This is a genomic window from Subdoligranulum sp. DSM 23681, assembly GCF_057005535.1.
This window is the reverse complement of the sequence record NZ_CM168050.1, coordinates 1423849-1441408: the sequence shown is the minus strand read 5'-3', so window position 1 is coordinate 1441408 and position 17560 is coordinate 1423849. Positions and strand designations below refer to the sequence as shown.

General features: G+C 62.0%; 11 protein-coding genes. 8 read left to right on the top strand and 3 right to left on the bottom strand.

Translation table 11 applies throughout. The features are described from left to right. Positions 1 to 168: 168 nt before the first annotated feature. From AC127K_RS06725 to AC127K_RS06695, 7 genes are all read left to right on the top strand, one after another. A complete protein-coding gene (locus AC127K_RS06725) occupies positions 169 to 876 on the top strand; it encodes a LytR/AlgR family response regulator transcription factor (protein ID WP_294542691.1) in 708 nt (235 codons plus the stop codon). Then, positions 876 to 2174 (top strand): ATP-binding protein, encoded by a 1299-nt coding sequence (locus AC127K_RS06720; protein WP_483722062.1) that lies wholly within the window; start codon positions 876 to 878, stop codon positions 2172 to 2174. Before AC127K_RS06725 ends, AC127K_RS06720 begins: the two co-directional genes overlap by 1 nt. Positions 2175 to 2426: 252 nt before the next feature. Continuing rightward, a complete protein-coding gene (locus AC127K_RS06715) occupies positions 2427 to 4361 on the top strand; it encodes a glycoside hydrolase family 2 protein (protein WP_483722061.1) in 1935 nt (644 codons plus the stop codon). A 218-nt stretch (positions 4362 to 4579) separates the two neighbouring features. Then, a complete protein-coding gene (locus AC127K_RS06710) occupies positions 4580 to 7543 on the top strand; it encodes a glycoside hydrolase family 3 C-terminal domain-containing protein (RefSeq protein WP_483722060.1) in 2964 nt (987 codons plus the stop codon). A 159-nt stretch (positions 7544 to 7702) separates the two neighbouring features. Further along, positions 7703 to 9289, top strand: coding sequence for an MFS transporter (locus AC127K_RS06705; protein ID WP_483722059.1), 1587 nt, complete (start codon positions 7703 to 7705; stop codon positions 9287 to 9289). A 210-nt stretch (positions 9290 to 9499) separates the two neighbouring features. After that, positions 9500 to 10879 carry an MATE family efflux transporter gene (locus AC127K_RS06700; protein WP_483722058.1) on the top strand — a complete coding sequence of 460 codons (1380 nt, stop codon included), beginning with the start codon at positions 9500 to 9502 and terminating at the stop codon, positions 10877 to 10879. Positions 10880 to 11056: 177 nt separating this feature from the next. Beyond that, on the top strand, positions 11057 to 11899 hold the full coding sequence (locus AC127K_RS06695) for a DUF368 domain-containing protein (RefSeq protein ID WP_483722057.1): 843 nt from the start codon (positions 11057 to 11059) through the stop codon (positions 11897 to 11899). A gap of 53 nt (positions 11900 to 11952) precedes the next feature. Here AC127K_RS06695 and AC127K_RS06690 read toward each other — a convergent pair whose 3' ends face one another. Next, positions 11953 to 12801: a MurR/RpiR family transcriptional regulator gene (locus AC127K_RS06690; protein WP_483722056.1), complete on the bottom strand. Its 849-nt coding sequence runs from the start codon at positions 12799 to 12801 to the stop codon at positions 11953 to 11955. A 607-nt stretch (positions 12802 to 13408) separates the two neighbouring features. Between AC127K_RS06690 and AC127K_RS06685 the strand changes: the two genes are divergently transcribed. Beyond that, complete coding sequence (locus AC127K_RS06685; protein WP_483722055.1) at positions 13409 to 14623, top strand: ABC transporter substrate-binding protein; 1215 nt, start codon at positions 13409 to 13411, stop codon at positions 14621 to 14623. Here AC127K_RS06685 and AC127K_RS06680 read toward each other — a convergent pair. Both AC127K_RS06680 and AC127K_RS06675 read right to left on the bottom strand, forming a co-directional pair. Continuing rightward, entirely contained in the window at positions 14565 to 15737 is a 1173-nt protein-coding gene (locus AC127K_RS06680) for an SLC13 family permease (RefSeq protein WP_483722054.1), read from the bottom strand. The genes AC127K_RS06685 and AC127K_RS06680 overlap by 59 nt on opposite strands. 207 nt (positions 15738 to 15944) lie before the next feature. Further along, complete coding sequence (locus tag AC127K_RS06675; protein WP_483722053.1) at positions 15945 to 17183, bottom strand: HlyC/CorC family transporter; 1239 nt, start codon at positions 17181 to 17183, stop codon at positions 15945 to 15947. Between the last annotated feature and the right edge of the window lie 377 nt (positions 17184 to 17560).

Here is a 17560-nt window from a genome sequence, read left to right as displayed (position 1 = left end):
TGCAGGATGCCCGCTGTGGAAAAACAAGGCTTTTGTTACAAAATAACCTTTTCCGGCGCCGCCCCGTACCGGCCGCTCCCCGGTTGCCGCAGCAGGGGTTTTGTGTTATGATAAAATGTAAGAAACCATGAAGAAATCTGTCACATACGGCCGCAAAGGAGGAAGCCCGTGCTGCGCATCGCCATTGTGGAAGATGAGGCGCCATGCGCCGAACAGCTGAAGGAATATATTGAGCGCTACGGCCGGGAAAAAGGCCGTACCTTTGAGGTGCTGCGATTTTCCGACGGCAGCGAGATCCTGCAGGATTACCAGCCCCGGTATGACATCATCCTGCTGGACATCGAGATGCCGAAAGTCACCGGGATGGACGCCGCCAAAGCCATCCGGGAACAGGATGAGAACGTGGTGTTGATGTTCATCACCAACATGGCCCAGTATGCCATCCGGGGATACTCGGTGGGGGCGCTGGACTTTGTGATGAAACCGGTGAGCTACTACACCTTCCAGCTCAAGTTCACCCGGGCCATCGAGCGGGTGGTCAAGCGCCGCAATGAGGAGATCCTGCTGGCCCTGCCCGACCGCCTGCAGCGGGTGGGGGTGCGCAGCATCTGGTATGTGGAGGTACAGGACCACATGCTCCACTACCACACCGAACAGGGGGAATATGTGCTGCGGGGCACCCTGCAGAGCGCCGAAAAGCAGCTGGCCCCCTACAACTTTGCCAAGTGCAACCACTGGTACATCGTCAACCTGATGCATGTGGAACAGGTGCGCAAGGACACGGTGGTGGTGGCCGGCCATGAGCTGGAGATCAGTCGTCGGGCCCGCAGCGCCTTCCTCAACGCCCTCACCGATTATATGGGAGGCAGCAGCTGATGGGCGGCACCGAACTGATGGTCCAGGCCATGGCGGTGGTGCTCATGCACGGACTGTGCGCCGCCCTGTACACCTGGCCCCTGCGCCACCGGGACAACTACGGCCTGCGCCTGGGCCTGAGCCTGGTCCTGGGTGCGGTGCTGGGCTACGCCTACTGGGCCGCCGGTCTGGCCGCCGAACGCATGCAGTGGTGGCAGCTGGTGGTGGTCTTCGGGTATGTGGCGGGCATGGTGCTGCTGCTGTGCCGGCAGCCGGTGTTCGGCAGCCTGTACTGCGCCACCTGGATGATGATGGCCCAGCAGTTCTTTGTGCAGATCTTCAACACCTGGTTCACCTGGATGAACGTCCGCCACGGCGGTGCACCGGTCCCCTGGCTGTCGGTGGTGGTCTTTGCGGGGGCATGCAGCGCCCTGGTGTATGTCCTTGTGGTGCGGGGCATGGCGGTGGACGGTCAGTTCCGGGTGGGACCCCGGCAGACCATCTCCGCCCTGCTGCTCTTTGTGGTGTTCGAGTTCCTCACCGCTTCCACCGTGGTGGATTTCCGCATCGTCTCCCTGCGGGGCAACTGGGCGGTCATCCTCATGTGTGAGTTCTACTGCCTGACCATCCTGTTTCTGCAGAACGCCCTGTTCCGCAAAAGCGCCATCCAGCATGACCTGGACGCCCTGGACATCCTGTGGCACCGGCAGAAGGAACAGTACCAGCTGGCCCGCAAGAACATCGCCCTCATCAACCGGCGCTGCCATGACCTGAAGGTGCAGATCTACGCTTTACGGGACATGGCCGACAGCTCCGAGCGCCGCCGCTACCTGGACGAGATCGACGACTCCATCGGCATCTATGATGCCATCGTCAAGACCGGCAGCGAGGTGCTGGACACCATCCTCACCGAAAAGAGCCTGCTGTGCCGGGACAAGGACATCCACATCCAGTGCGTGGCCGACGGCAGCCGCATGGGTTTTCTGGACCCGGCGGATACCTATGCCATCTTCGGCAGCGCCCTGGACAACGCCATCGAGGCGGTGCAGCAGTTTGCCGACAAGGACAAGCGCCAGATCGACGTGCTGGTGCATGTGAAACAGCAGTTCCTGGTCATCAGCATCACCAACCCCCTGGCCCGCCAGCCGGTGTTCCGCAACGGCCTGCCCGTCACCACCAAGACCGGCGGCGACTACCACGGCTTCGGCCTGCGGGGGGTGCAGCGGGTGGTGCGCAAGTACGGCGGCCACCTCACCGTCAGCACCGAAAACGACTGCTTTGCCCTGAAGATCCTCATTCCCCTGCCCCAGGCAGAGTGACCCCGCGCCGCCCTTTGCGTCATACCATGGACCCTGTAAGACCCCCGGATTCCGGGGGTCTTTTTGCTTTGTGCAACTTGCTTAAAAAATATCGTTTATTCCTTGACAAGTTGACGAAGGCGTTTTCCAGATGGTGCACAAAAACGACCACTTCCGTCAAACCCATTGTGAAATAATAATGAACAGGATATGATGAATCCATGAAGAAAATCGATAAATGGGCCCCCTGCCCGGAAAAGAGGTCGTGAACTGATGAGAAGAAGCCTGCTCCTGGACAAGTCCTGGCACTTTTCCCAGCCCGGACAGCCGGATGCCGTTGTGACCCTGCCCCACACCTGGAACAACATCGACGGTCAGGACGGCGGCAACGATTACAAGCGCTGTGCCTGCACCTACCGCACCAACTTTGACGCCCCCGCCTTTGACAAGGCGGCCGAGTGCGTCTACCTCCAGTTCGAGGGGGTCAATGCCTCCGCCCGCGTCAGCCTGAACGGGTCGGAGGTCTGCCGGCATGACGGCGGGTACTCCACCTTCCGCGCCGACATCACCGCCCTGCTCAAGGACACGGACAACGAACTCACCGTGGTGGTGGACAACACCGTCAACGACACCGTCTACCCCCAGAAGGCCGACTTCACCTTCTACGGCGGCATCTACCGGGACGTGAGCTTCGTCATCGTGAACAAGGCCCACTTTGACCTGGACCATTTCGGCGGCACCGGCCTGAAGGTCACCCCCAAGCCGGAAAACAACTACCAGGACGGCAGCGTCCATGTGGAGACCTGGCACAACGCCCATGAGGGCGCCCAGGTCACCGTCACCCTGCTGGATGCCCAGGGCCAGACCGTGGCCGAGGGCAGCGGCACCGACCAGACCCTGACCATCAACGGCGTGCATCTGTGGGACGGCATCGAAAGCCCCTACCTCTACACCGCCGTGGCCACCCTGAACGTCAACGGGCAGCCTGTGGACGAGGTGCGCACCCGCTTCGGCGTGCGGGACTTCAAGGTGGAAGCCAAGACCGGCTTCTGGCTCAACGGCCGGCAGTATCCCCTGCACGGCGTCTCCCGCCACCAGGACCGCAAGGGCCTGGGCAACGCCATCACCAAGGCCATGCACGACGAGGACATGGCCCTCATCAGGGAGATGGGCTGCAACACCGTCCGTCTGGCCCACTACCAGCACGACCAGTACTTCTATGATCTGTGCGATGAGGCCGGCATGGTGGTCTGGGCGGAGATCCCCTACATCTCCGAGCACATGAACAACGGCCGGGAAAACACCATCAGCCAGATGAATGAGCTGATCATCCAGAACTACAACCATCCCTCCATCGTCTGCTGGGGCGTGTCCAACGAGATCACCATCTCCACCAAGGACAAGAAGGACATGCTGGACAACCACCATGAACTCAACGACCTGTGCCACCGCATGGACCCCACCCGCCTGACCACCCTGGCCTGCTACGCCATGTGCGGCCCCTTCAACCCGGTGGCCCACATCACCGACCTGGTCAGCTGGAACCTGTACCTGGGCTGGTATGTGCCCGGGCTCTTCCTCAACGACCTGTGGATGGACTTCTTCCATCTGGTCTACCCCAACCGGCCCCTGGGCTTCAGCGAATACGGCGCCGAGGCCATGCCCAACCTGCACAGCGCCCATCCCCGCCGCGGCGACCACACCGAGGACTACCAGGCCAAGTACCACGAATATATGCTGCGCTGCTTCGACCGCCACAAATGGCTGTGGGCCACCCATGTGTGGAACATGTTCGACTTTGCAGCCGACGCCCGTGACCAGGGCGGCGAACCGGGCATGAACCACAAGGGCCTGGTGACCTTTGACCGCAAAACCAAGAAGGACAGCTTCTATCTGTATAAAGCCTGGTGGAGCAAGGACCCCTTCGTCTACATCGCGGGCCGCCGCTATGCCGACCGTACCGAGTCCACCACCACCGTCACCGTCTACACCAACCAGCCGTCCGTGGCCCTGTATGCCAACGGCCAGAAGGTGGGCGAACAGACCGGCGACAAGGTATTCCGCTTCAAACTGCCCCTGAACGGCCAGGTGGAACTGAAGGCTGTGGCCGGTGACTGCATCGACCAGGCCGCCATCCGCAAGGTGGACACCCCCAACCCCGCCTACAAGCTCAAGAAGGGCAAGAGCAAGAGCGCCAACTGGGTGTGAGCACCCGCTGCCAAGGTTTGTCCCTGCGCGGTTTCCATCCCGCAGGGTGAGATACAGGACGCAGACCCCCCGCCCCGTTTTTCCGCCGGCCATGCGCGCAGCCGGCGGCGGACACAGAGCCCGGGACCCGCGCCCCGCACAGCAGGCTGCGGCGCCGGACTTTCCCCCGAAAGGAAGGACCGCGCCGCGGCAAGACAAACGGAAGAGAGGAAAACAACATGCAGAAAAAGCCCAAAGTTGCGTTGTGGTCCGGCCTGACCGCAGTCAGCGCCGTGCTGACCGCCGGCGCCATGGTGGCTACCTTCGTGGTGGCCCCCATGTACGAGACCACCATCAACGTTGCCACCAATGCGTCCACCTACAAGATCGTCAAGGGTGAGACCACCGAAGACACCAACTATTTCACCAGCGATTTCGCCTCCGACGAGGAGCGGGAAAGCTATGAAGAAGAGCTGTGCGCCACCGTGGAATCCGAAGGCGCCGCTCTGCTGAAGAACGACAACAGCGCCCTGCCCCTGGCTTCCGGCGCCAAGGTCAGCCTGTTCGGCCGCGGCTCCGTGGACCTGATGTACGGCGGCACCGGTTCCGGCGCTGTGGACACTTCCTCCGCCCCGACCCTGAAGGACGCCCTGACCGCTGAGGGCATCCAGGTCAACGAGACCCTGTGGAACTGGTACGACAGCGAGGACGTGGCCTCCAAGTACAGCCGCGTCACGCCGGACGCCATCTCCGACGCCCTGGCCGCCAACAGCCAGTATGAAGTGAACGAAGCCCCCTGGAGCGAAGTGGAGAGCGCCAACGCCTCCAGCTTTGCCGAGTACGGCGACGCCGCCATCGTGGTCTTCTCCCGCTCCGGCGGCGAAGGCGCCGACCTGCCTTCCGGTGACAACGGCTCCGGCGTGGACTGGACCGGCACCACCAACTACCTGGAACTGAGCCAGGAAGAAAAGGATATGCTGGCCGGCCTGAAGGCCCTCAAGGATGCCGGCACCTTCAAGAGCATCATCGTGGTGCTCAACACCTCCAACGCCATCGAGCTGGACTTCCTCAACCCCGAAATCAGCGGTGTTGACTACGGCATTGACTCCTGCCTGTGGGTGGGCGATGTGGGCCAGACCGGCGCCAACGGCGTGGGCTGGCTGCTGTCCGGCAGCGTGAACCCCTCCGGCAGCCTGGTGGATACCTTCTGGTATGACAACCTGGCCAACCCGGCGGTGACCAACTTCTACTCCCGTCCCTACTCCAACAACGCCGACTACGGCTTTGTGGCCGACGACAAGGACAACGGCAACCAGGGCTACTATGTGGTCTACCAGGAAGGCATCTACCTGGGCTACCGCTACGCCGAGACCCGCTATGAGGACGTGGTCATGGGCACCGCCAACGCCGGTGACTTCGACTACGCCAGCGTGGTGGCCTATCCCTTCGGCTATGGCCTGAGCTACACCACCTTCGCCTACAGCGACTTCTCCGTGGGCGAAAGCGCTGACGGTTTCACCGTCAACGTGACCGTGACCAACACCGGCAGCGTGGCCGGCAAGAAGACCGTCCAGGTCTACTTCCAGAGCCCCTACACCGACTACGACAAGCAGAACGGCATCGAGAAGGCCAGCGTGGAGCTGTGCGGCTTTGACAAGACCGACGTGCTGGAACCGGGCGCTTCCGAGACCGTGACCATCAGCATCGACAAGAGCGAACTGCGCACCTACGACGCCAACGGCGCCAAGACCTACATCCTGGATGCCGGCGACTACTACTTCACCCTGGGCAACGGTGCTCATGAGGCTGTGAACAACATCCTGGCCGCCAAGGGCTACACCACCGCCAACGGCATGACCGCCGAGGGCGACGCCACCCTGACCTGGAAGTGGAACAACCCCGCTCTGGACACCACCACCTTCGCCACCAGCGAATCCACCGGCAATGCCATCACCAACCTGTTTGACGACGCCGACCCCAACAAGGTCAGCTACTCTCCCGGCACCGTGACCTGGCTGAGCCGCTCCGACTGGACCGGCACCTACCCCACCGGCACCTTTGACTTTGCTCTGAACGACGACCTGGCCGCTGCTCTGGCCAACACCCAGTACGACGGCAGTCTGGCCGACAGCGTGGAAATGCCCACCATGGGCGCCGAAAACGGCCTGACCCTGGCTTCCATGATCGGCAAGGAATTCGACGATCCCCAGTGGGAGACCCTGCTGGACCAGATGACCTTTGACGAGATGAACCTGATGATCACCCAGGGCTTCCACAACACCAAGGCCGCGGCTTCCATCGGCAAGACCGCTACCAAGGACGAAAACGGCCCCCAGGGTCTGACCGCTGCCCTGACCGGCGGTGCCTCCGCCATGTGCTACACCTCCGAGGACGTCATGGCCGCCACCTTCAACCGTGAACTCATCAACGACGTGGGCCGCTGCATCGGCGAAGACTGCCTGGCCATGGGTTACTCCGGCCTGTACGGCCCCGGCATCAACATGCACCGCACCGCTTACTCCGGCCGTAACTTCGAGTACTACTCCGAAGATCCCTTCATCGCCGGCGAGATCTGCGCCGTGGAGGTGCAGGGCATCCAGTCCAAGGGCGTCTACGTCTACCTGAAGCACGTTGCCCTGAACGACTCCGAATCCAGCCGTATGGGCCTGAACACCTGGGTCAACGAGCAGACCGCCCGTGAGGTCTATCTGGAAGTGGCTGACAAGGCCATCGTGGACGGCGGCGCCTGGTGCACCATGTCCGGCTTCAACCGCTGGGGCGCTACCTGGTGCGGCAAGTACGAAAACCTGCAGACCGGCTACCTGCGCGATGAACTGGGTATGCGCGGCATGTCCATCACCGACTACTCCGGCGGCAGCAAGTACATGGATGCCTGCGACGCTCTGATCGCCGGCACCGAGATCTGGGACAGCCCCACGCCGCTGCACACCGAGATCCTGAACAACTACGAGGATGACGCCTACATCGTCACCGAAATGCGCGACGCCGTGCACCTGATCCTGTACACCGTCGTGAACTCCAACGCCATGAACGGCTGGTCCAGCGCCGACCGTCTGGAACTGATCACTCCCTGGTGGAAACTGGCTGCCTGGAGCCTGTGCGGCGTGCTGGCCGTGCTGACCGTGGTCTGCGTGGTCATGCTGGTCAAGGCCATCAAGAAGAAGAAGGCCGCCAACGCCTGATTTCCATCCTGCGCGCAAAAACGACATTCCCCAGCGGGTCCTTCTGTGTGAGGAACTACCCGCGACCTGCCCAACAAACGGGAACCCCGCCCCTTTTCCGGGGGGCGGGGCTTCCCCGTATGTAAGGTTTTACCGGCCACTTGTAAAGGAGAGGTTTCTATGAACGAAAACGCCGCCGCCAGTGCGCACAACGGCGGGCTGAACCGCGCCAAGCTCTACCAGCTGGTGCTGTTCCCCTTCAACAACGGCGCAACCAATGTTTATTACATTCTCACTTCCGCCTACATCGCCTACTACGGCGGCGTGCTGGGTCTGGCCCTGGTCTTTGCCAGCACCATGGTCACGGTCATGCGTCTGTTTGACGCGGTCACCGACCCCATCATCGGCGCCCTCATCGACAAGACCAACGGCAAGTTCGGCAAGTTCCGCCCCTTCATGCTGATCGGCAACATCATCATGATCGTCAGCTCCATCCTGCTGTACTTCTGCACCCAGCTGGTGCCCACCAGCATGATGCCCCTGCGGTATGTGCTGTATGTGGTGTTCTACGCCATCTATGTCATCGGCTACACCTTCCAGACTTCCGTCACCCGTTCCGGCCAGACCGTTCTGACCAACGACCCCAAGCAGCGCCCCCTGTTCACCATCTTCAACCTGGTGGCCAGCATGGTGGGCATGGGTGCCATCCAGTTCCTGGCCCCCATCCTGCGCTCCATGGTGGGTGACTACACCACCCAGAACTTCTTCAACGTCATGGTCCCCCTGGCCATGATCATCTCCTTCGCCCTGACCATCCTGGCCATGATCGGCATCTGGGAGAAGGACCGCCCCGAATACTTCGGCATCGGCGGCGAGACCCAGCAGAAGGTCAAGGTCAGCGAGTATGTGGCCCTGATCCGCGCCAACCAGCCCCTGCAGCGGCTGATGGTGGCCGGCGCCGGCTGCAAGCTGGCCCTGGCCATCGCCACCAACACCGCCGTTCTGTGCATGCTGTACGGCGGCATGATGGGCAACTATGACGCTTTGTACCTGCCCATGATGGTGCTGGGCTATGTGTTCAGCGCTCCCTTCTTCGTGCTCACCGTGCGCACCAGCCAGAAGTACGGCCAGAAAGCCAGCCTGATGCGGTATGTGGCCGTGGCCTTTGTGATGTACATCGGCGTGCTGGTCCTGCTGCTGCTCTGGAATCCGGAGAACCCGGCCCTGAACCTGGCTCTGTTCAGCACTGAGGGCGGCTTCCACCTGACCCTGAACCTGTACACCATCCTGTTCATCCTCTTCTTCGGCATCGGCTACGGCGCCTACTACGCCACCGCCGACATGCCCATCCCCATGGTGGCCGACTGCTCCGACTATGAGACCTACCGTTCCGGCAACTACGTGCCCGGTATCATCGGCACCCTGTTCAGCCTGGTGGACAAGCTGGTCTCCTCCCTGAGCTCCACCATCGTGGGTCTGGCCGCCGCGGCCATCGGCTTCACCACCACCCTGCCCGGCGGCGACGATCCCTTCCGCCCCGGCATGAACTGGGTGGTCATCATCCTGTTCTGCATCGTGCCCATGGTCGCCTGGGGCGCCACCCTCATCGCCATGAAGGGCTACAGCCTGACCGGCGACAAGATGAAGGAGATCCAGGCCGTCAACGCTGCCCGCCGTGAGCTGGTGGCCGGCGGCAAGACCATCCAGCAGGCCATGACCGAGGTCACCACCCTGGAACAGGCCAAGGCCATCACCGGCGAGGAATAACACCCGCCCTTCTCTCTTCTTTTCCATCCGACCCCGCATCCCGCACCCTTCCCGGGTGCGGGATTTTTTTGTGTTTTTGGGGAAATGGGCCTGTCCCGCTTTTGCATGCCGGACACCCTTTGCTTTTTGCCCGGGCTGTGATACAATGTTTTTATTGCGCGGCGGCCGCTTCGGCGGCCGCCTGTTATTTCCGGGAAAGAAGGCGTATCCATGTCCGCAGGTACCATAGCCCCCCACAGCATGGCCGAAGGCAGCATCGGCCGCTGGATGTTCAGTCTGGCGGCCCCGGCGGTGGTGGCCCAGGTCATCAACCTTTTATATAATATTGTGGACCGCATCTACATCGGCCACATGCCCGGGGTGGGGGCCACCGCCCTCACCGGGGTGGGGCTGTGCATGCCCATCCTCATGCTGGTCAACGCCTTCGCCATGCTCTCCGGCGCCGGGGGCGCGCCCCGGGCGGCCATCGCCATGGGCCGGGGGGACAACCCGGTGGCCGAGCGCATCACCGGCAACTGCCTGACCATGCTGGTGGGCATCGCGGTGGTGCTCACCGCCGTGTTCTACACCTTCGCCCCCGCCCTGCTGCGGCTCTTCGGCGCCAGCGACGCCACCTTGCCCTATGCCCTGAGCTACACCCGCATCTATGTGCTGGGCAGCGTCTTTGTGCTCATCGTGCTGGGCATGAATCCCTTCATCACCACCCAGGGCTTTTCCAAGTTCAGCATGTTCACCACCGTCATCGGGGCGGTGTGCAACATCATCCTGGACCCCATCCTCATCTTCGGGCTGGGCATGGGGGTGGCGGGGGCCGCCGTGGCCACCGTCCTGAGCCAGGGGGTCAGCGCCGTGTGGGTGCTGCTGTTCCTGTGCGGGGAGCGCACCCGGCTGCGCCTGCGCCCCGAAAACCTGCGCCCCAAGGCCCGGGTCATCCTGCCCTGTCTGGCCCTGGGGGTCTCCTCCTTTGTGATGAACGCCACCGAAAGCCTGCTGAGCATCAGCTTCAACGCCAGCCTGTCCCGCTACGGCGGGGATGTGGCCGTGGGCGCCATGACCATCATCACCAGCGTCAGCCAGCTCATCTCCATGCCCAACCAGGGCATCTGCCAGGGCGGCCAGCCCCTCATCGGGTACAACTTCGGCGCCGGACGCCCCGACCGGGTCAAAAAGGCCTTTGCCTGCCAGTTCGGCATCTGCGTGGGGTACGCCACCCTGTTCTGGGTGGCGGTGATGGCCTTTCCCCATTTCTTCGTGCACATCTTCAACTCCGACCCCGCCCTGGTGGATTACACCGTCTGGGGCATGCGCATCTATATGGCGGGCATCTTCGCCAGCGGGTTCCAGACCAGCTGCCAGCAGGCCTTCGTGGCCCTGGGTCAGGCCAAGGTCAGCCTGCTGCTGGCCTGTGAGCGCAAACTCATCCTGCTCATCCCCCTGATCTTCCTTTTGCCCCTGCTGATGCCGGACAACAAGGTGTTCGCGGTGTTCCTGGCCGAGCCGGTGAGCGACATCCTGGCCGCCGCCACCACTGTCACCGTCTTTATGACCCGGTTCAACAAGATCATGCGCCAGGGCCCCGGCAAAGCCTGAAAACCGGCGTCCTTTTGCCCAAAACCAGCCGCCCCCGACCCCGGACTCCTGTCGGTTTGCACAGGTTTCGGGGCCGGGGGCGATTTCGGCTTTTCTTGTGGGCGGGAGTGTGCTATACTGTTGCCACGGGCCGGTTGGCGGCCACGTTTTTTTTGCTGTTACGAAAGGATTTGCATTATGAACGAAACACGTCCCAACGCCCTGCGCCTGCTGCTGCGCTTTGTGCAGGGGATGCTCATCGGGGTGGGGGCGGTGCTGCCCGGTATCTCCGGCGGGGTGCTCTGTGTGGTATTCGGCATCTACAAGCCGGTGATGGAACTGCTGGGCGACCCCCTGCACAAATTCCGCACCCATGTTCCCAAGCTGCTGCCGGTGATCGCGGGGGCAGCGGTGGGATTCCTGGGGGTGGCCAAGATCCTGGCCTTCTTCCTGGAAAGCTACCCCGGCCCCTCGGTCTGCCTCTTCATCGGGCTCATCGTGGGCATGCTGCCCTCCCTCTTCCGGGAAGCGGGAGAGCAGGGCCGCCCCAAAGGCTGCGCCGCCGCCCTGGGCATCGCCTTTGCCCTGATCCTGGGCCTGCTCATCGGGCTGAACCTCTTCTCGGTGGTCATCACCCCCAACTTCGGCTGGTATCTCTTCTGCGGGTTCTGTCTGGCACTGAGCGTCATCGCCCCGGGCATGAGCTTTTCCACCCTGCTCATGCCCCTGGGCCTGTACACTCCCTTCGTGGACGGCCTGGGCAGCCTGAATTTCAGCATCCTGATCCCGGCGGGCATCGGCGCCCTCATCACCATCGTCTGTCTGGCCCGGGCGGTGGACGCCCTCTTTGACCGGTTCTATCCCTATGCCTTCCACGCCATCATCGGGGTGGTCATCGCCGCCACCATCATGATCGTGCCGGTGGACAGCTTCACCGCCTCCCCTCTGGCGGCAGCGGTGAATGTGGTCTGTCTGGCCGTGGGCGTGCTGGCGGCCCTGGCCCTGGACAAATTCAACTCCCGGGTCCCTAAGCAGGACTGATTTTCCCAAAAACAAAAGCGGAACACCTATACGGGTGTTCCGCTTTTTGTTTTTTACAGCAGTTTGGGGGCCAGGGCCTTGGAGGTGCGCTGCTTGGCAATGGTGGTCAGTTCCAGGTTGTCCATGGTGAACCGCAGCACCAGCACCTCCGCCACATACAGCATGGCGATCTTGGCGGCAATGCTGCCCCCTTCCAGGGGGCTTTCCTGGGCGCCGCACAGCAGCACCACGTCCGCCAGGGCGGCGCCGGGGGCGTCGGCATAATGGGTCATCAGGATGATGCGGGCCCCGCAGCTCTTGGCCAGACGCAGGGTCTCCAGCATATCCCGGGTGGCGCCGGAGTAGGACACGAACAGCACCACATCCTCCGGCCCCATCAGGCTGGCGGTGAGAGCCTGCATATGGCTGTCTCCGGCGGTGTGGAACTTGGTGGTCACGGTGGCGAACCGGGCCCAGATATCGTTGGCCAGCACCTGGCTGCCTCCCTGGCCGAAGCAGTAGACCTGCCGGGCCCGCTGCAGAAGGGTGGCGGCCCGGTCCACGGCGGCGGGGTCCAGGGTGTCCCGGGTGCCGGTGATGGCCTCGGTGCTCACCGCGGCGGCATAGGCACACAAAGCGGCGGTGTCGCTGCCCGGCTCCGGTTTGCCGGTGGCGGCGGGCTGGGCGGCGGCGTTGGCCTGGGCCAGGGCGATCTTCATCTCATTGTAGCCGTCAAAGCCCAGGGAGCGGCAGAAACGGAAGATGGTGGCTTCGGCCACGCCGCAGGCCTTGGCCAGGGAGGAGATGGACAGATACTGTGCTTCCTCGGGATGTTGAACCAGATAGTCCGCCACCAGCCGGCCGGACTTGGTCAGGTCGTTGTGTTTGTCGCGCAGCAGCTGCCAGAAGCTCTGCTCTTTCATTCTCGGAATCGTTCCTTTCTGCAGGTCGCCCTGCCTGTGGCCCGGGGGAGGGCCGGTTTTTTTTGAAAAATATTTTCTGTATTTAGTATAAAAGAAAGATTGCCATTTGACAAGTGCGGCATATTGCTTAATATGCGCATGTTTCCTTGTATATCTTGCCGAAAAGACGATAAAAAAATGAAAAGGTTTCCGCTTTTTGCAGGCCGGCCGGAGAGATTCACACACAAAGGGGATTTGTGTGCAATGGAAAGACAGCGGCTCAAAAATAACGAAAAAACGGAAAACAATCCACCGCCCGCTTTGGCCGGGAAGAAAGAGAAAGAGACTTTGAAAAAGAAAAAAACTTACATTTTATAAAAGTCTGAAAATCTGGCCCCGATGACGGGAAAGGGGGAGCCGGACCGGCGGCAGGCAGAAAAAAGAACGGTATTCCCGGAAAAAAATGGCGGCGTTTTCCACCGGCTTTGTACAAAACGTTCAAAATTCCTGTAAAAGATTGGGCAAAGAGCCCCTAAACAAAATGAAAATAATTTTCTAAAATGAAAGCAACGAAAGGGCGATGACCTCCATCGCCCGACAAAGGAACGAATACCAAAGGAGAACACTTATGAAAAAGCAGCTTTCCATGTTGCTGGCGGCCGGTATGGCCGTGAGCCTGCTGGCCGGATGCGGCGGCACCCCCTCCAGCACCGGGTCCGACAGCACCGCCACCGCTGATACCGGTGCTTCCACCGCCGCCACCGGCGATGCCACCGCCATCACCCTGTGGACCTACCCCATCGGCAGCTTCGGCGATTCCGCCACCGTGGACAGCCTCATTGCCAAGTTCAATGAGACCCATCCCGAGATCAGCGTCACCGTGGAATACCTGGACTACACCAACGGCGACGACCAGGTCACCGCCGCCATCGAGGCCGGCACCACCCCCGACATCATCATGGAAGGTCCCGAGCGCCTGGTCTCCAACTGGGGCGCCAAGGGCAAGATGCTGCCCCTGAACGACCTGTGGACCGATGAGGCGGTGGCCGACATCTCCGCCACCAGCGAAAACGTGGTCAGCGCCTGCCAGTGGACCGACGGCAACTACTATGAATACCCCCTGTGCATGACCACCCACACCATGGCCATCAACAAGGAAATGTTCGAGGCTGCCGGCGCGCTGCAGTACATCAACGAGGACGGCACCTGGACCACCGAAAACTTTGAAAAGGCCCTGCAGGCCCTGAAGGATTCCGGCGTCACCACCACCGCCATCGTCTACTGCGGCGGCCAGGGCGGCGACCAGGGCACCCGCGCTCTGGTGAACAACCTGTACAGCGGCCAGTTCACCAACGCCGACCACACCGCCTACACCGCCGACAGCGACGCCAACAAGAAGGCCCTGCAGCAGCTGGTGGACTGGGCCAATGAAGGCCTCATCACCTACGACGCAGCCGCCCAGGCCAGCGACGAACTGCAGCTGTTCGCCAACGGCAACGTGGCCATGACCCTGTGCTGGAACGCTTCCAACCAGGCCAACTACGCCGAGTCCGTCACCTTCACCGCCATGCCGGTGGCCTTCCCCTCCGACGACGGCGTGCCCGAACTGTGCGGCGGCATCTGGGGCTTCGGCCTGTTTGACAACGGCGACGACGCCAAGGCCGCCGCATCGGAACGGCGGGCCCTTTTCGCTTCCTTTTCGGGCACGAAAAGGAAGGAGCAAACGGCCGGATGCCGTTCCCTAAGCAGACTGCCGTCTGCCAGTCAAGAAAAACTTGCGCTCGTCAAACAAACAAACTCTCCACCAGCAGCAATGCCAACAACCCCACATTGCACAGGGTAAACCACAGGAAATATTTCGGCCGCATCTCCGGGTGCTGTTTGGCCACCAGCTTGTAGGAGATCAGGCTGGCCATGGAGGCGATGAGGGTACCCAGCCCGCCCAGGTTGCAGCCCACAATGAGCCGGGACCAGGCGCTGCTGTACCCCGAAAGGAGCAGGGCCGCGGGCACGTTGCTGATGACCTGGCTGGCCAGCACCGCCACTGCCACCTCGTGTCCGGCCAGGATGCCGGACAGAAAATTCTGGAAGCTCTCGATGCGGCCCATGTTGCCGATGAACACAAAGAAAGCAATGAAGGTGCCCAGCAGGGAATAGTCGATCTTGGCCAGAAGCTTGCGGTCCCCGATGATCAGCACCACCGCCGTCAGGGCTGCCACCCCCAGGGGCGGCAGCACCTTGGCGATGCATCCCAGGCAGAGCACCGCCCCCACGGCACAAAAGGCCAGCTTGCGCTTGTCACCCAGCTGGGTTTCGGGCAGGTCGGCGTGCACCGGCACGCTGCGGGGCAGCGCCCCCAGCACCCCGATGCACACCCCGGATACCACCACATAGGGCAGCATCAGGGCACAGAATTCCCCGAAGCTCATCCCCGAACGGTTGTACAGGTAGAGGTTCTGGGGATTGCCCATGGGGGTGAGCATGCTGCCCAGGTTGGCCGCTGCCGTCTGCAAAACCACCGTGGGGATCACCAGCCGGTCCTGTCCGGCCATGTGCAGCACGGTCAGGGCAAAGGGAACAAAGGTGATGAGGGAGACGTCGTTGGTGATGAGCATGCTGAAAAAGAAGGGCAGGAACACCAGCACCAGCACCATCCGGCGGGTGGTGGCCATCCGCCGCAGCAGGGACGCCCCCAGGGCGTCAAACAGCCCCAGCTGCTGCAGCCCCTTGGTCACCGCCATCAGGCTGAAGAGCAAGGCCAGGGTGTCCCAGTCGATGTACCCGGCCCAGGCCGCGTCCGGCGGCACCGCAATGGCCGAAAGCAGCGCCAGCACAATGGCCGCGCTGAGCACCACTTCCCCTTTGACAAACTTCTTGACCCGCTGCAGCCAGCAAAGAATGCGTCCGTATATCGTCAGTTCCACCAAAACATCCGCTCCGTTTTCGTACAGAATCACGCCGGGGAGCCCCCGGCGCGCGTCCTTTATTATAGCAATCCGCCCTGGCGGATGCAAGGCATGGACCCGGATTTTTTGGCGTGGGTGCGAATTTCCTGCCCTGCACAAACCAAAAGCCGGACGGCCTTTGCGGGGCCGTCCGGCTGGGATACTGTATATGGGATAGAGGTTATTCCTGGGACGCGGGCTGTTCCGGTTCCAGCAGGGTCAGGCGCACCTCCTGCACCCGGCGGTGGGTGGTGCGGGTGACGATGCCCTCGTACTTGCCCCAGCGGAAATGGTCGCCCACCTTGGGCAGACCGCCCAGCTTTTCCTGCACCGGCCGCTGATGGATACCGCCTTGCTCTTGTCCCGGATGTGCAGCTCCTCGGCCACATCATCCACACCGGCGTCGCCGGCAATGAGCCAGCTGCCGTTGCTCTGGGCGCGGACTTCCTCCACCACGTCGTCGTGCTCGTCCCAGATCTCGCCCACCAGCTCTTCCAGGATGTCCTCCAGGGTGACGATGCCGGCGGTGCCGCCGTACTCATCCACCACAATGGCCATGTGATGCTTGCTCTCCCGCATGGTGCGCATCAGTTCGGAGATGCGGCTGCCGGAGGTGGTGTACAGCGCCGGGGCAATGAGCTTTTCCAGCTCGGCATCCCCCCGGCGGGCGGCCACGAAGTAGTCCTTCTCATGCACCACGCCGATGATGTTGTCAATGGTCTCGTGGTAGACCGGCAGGCGGGAGTATCCGCTCTCCGCAAACTGGTCGGCCACCTCTTCCAGGTCGGCGTCGTCGGCCACGGCCACCACGTCCACCCGGGGGATCAGCACATCCTCCACTTCCACGTCGTCAAAGCTGATGGCGCTGCGGATCAGTTCGCTTTCCCGGTCGGTGATCTCGCCGTCTTTCTCGGCTTCGCTCACCATGGTGACCAGCTCACCTTCGGTCACAGTGTCGTGCTCGTCGGAATGGAACCGGCGGGCCAGAAAATCCTTCCATTTGCCGAAGAGGAAGTTCAGCGGGGTGAACAGGGTGGTCAGGGCGCTGAGGATCGGGGAAAAGGAAACGGCAAGGGTCTCGGGCATTTCCTTGGCCAGACCCTTGGGGGTGATCTCACCAAAGATCAGCACGATCGCGGTCAGGGCGACCGTGGAGGCAGTGGGGCCGTACACCGGGCCCAGCAGGTTGGTGAACAGCACCGTGCCCAGCGAAGCCGCTGCAATGTTCACGATGTTGTTGCCGATGAGGATGGTGCTGAGCAGACGGTCGAACTTTTCCGCCAGGTTCAGGGCCTTGCCGGCGGGCTTGTCGCCCGCCTCGGCGCGGGAGCGCAGGCGGATCAGGTTCAGGGAAGAAAAGGCGGTCTCCGAAGCGGAGAAAAAGGCCGACATCGCCACCAGTGCTACGATCAGAATGATGGTGATAATACTGTCCTCGTCCATGGGGGGAAAGATCAACTCTACTTTCTGTATTGAATTTTTGCCGGCGCCGACACGCAGGTATACAACGCCAGACTAATTGCTATTGTAGCATATCCCGGCAGGAAACACAATTGCTTTGCCCGGTACTGCCGGGATTTTACCCGCTCTTTACCGGAAAATCATATGGACAAAACGCCGCCCTCCCGCGGGGAGGACGGCGCTCCAGCGTGTCGGAAAACCCGACACGCTGCAAAAGGGGGAACAGTCCCGCACGGCAATTGCCTGACGGGCCTATTCCCCCTCTTGTACACCCCCCTCGACAAAATTGGGGGTCAAATCGCGCACTCGACGCAGTGCGTCTCGCACACAATTTGACTCCCGATTTCCCTGTAGGTGTCTGCGCCGGTCGGCGC

Excerpts from the sequence above, each read along its gene's own strand:
- AC127K_RS06720 (WP_483722062.1), top strand. The coding sequence starts at position 876 with ATGGGCGGCACCGAACTGATGGTCCAGGCCATGGCGGTGGTGCTCATG.
- AC127K_RS06715 (WP_483722061.1), top strand. The coding sequence starts at position 2,427 with ATGAGAAGAAGCCTGCTCCTGGACAAGTCCTGGCACTTTTCCCAGCCC.
- AC127K_RS06710 (WP_483722060.1), top strand. The coding sequence starts at position 4,580 with ATGCAGAAAAAGCCCAAAGTTGCGTTGTGGTCCGGCCTGACCGCAGTC.
- AC127K_RS06705 (WP_483722059.1), top strand. The coding sequence starts at position 7,703 with ATGAACGAAAACGCCGCCGCCAGTGCGCACAACGGCGGGCTGAACCGC.
- AC127K_RS06700 (WP_483722058.1), top strand. The coding sequence starts at position 9,500 with ATGTCCGCAGGTACCATAGCCCCCCACAGCATGGCCGAAGGCAGCATC.
- AC127K_RS06695 (WP_483722057.1), top strand. The coding sequence starts at position 11,057 with ATGAACGAAACACGTCCCAACGCCCTGCGCCTGCTGCTGCGCTTTGTG.
- AC127K_RS06690 (WP_483722056.1), bottom strand. The coding sequence starts at position 12,801 with ATGAAAGAGCAGAGCTTCTGGCAGCTGCTGCGCGACAAACACAACGAC.
- AC127K_RS06685 (WP_483722055.1), top strand. The coding sequence starts at position 13,409 with ATGAAAAAGCAGCTTTCCATGTTGCTGGCGGCCGGTATGGCCGTGAGC.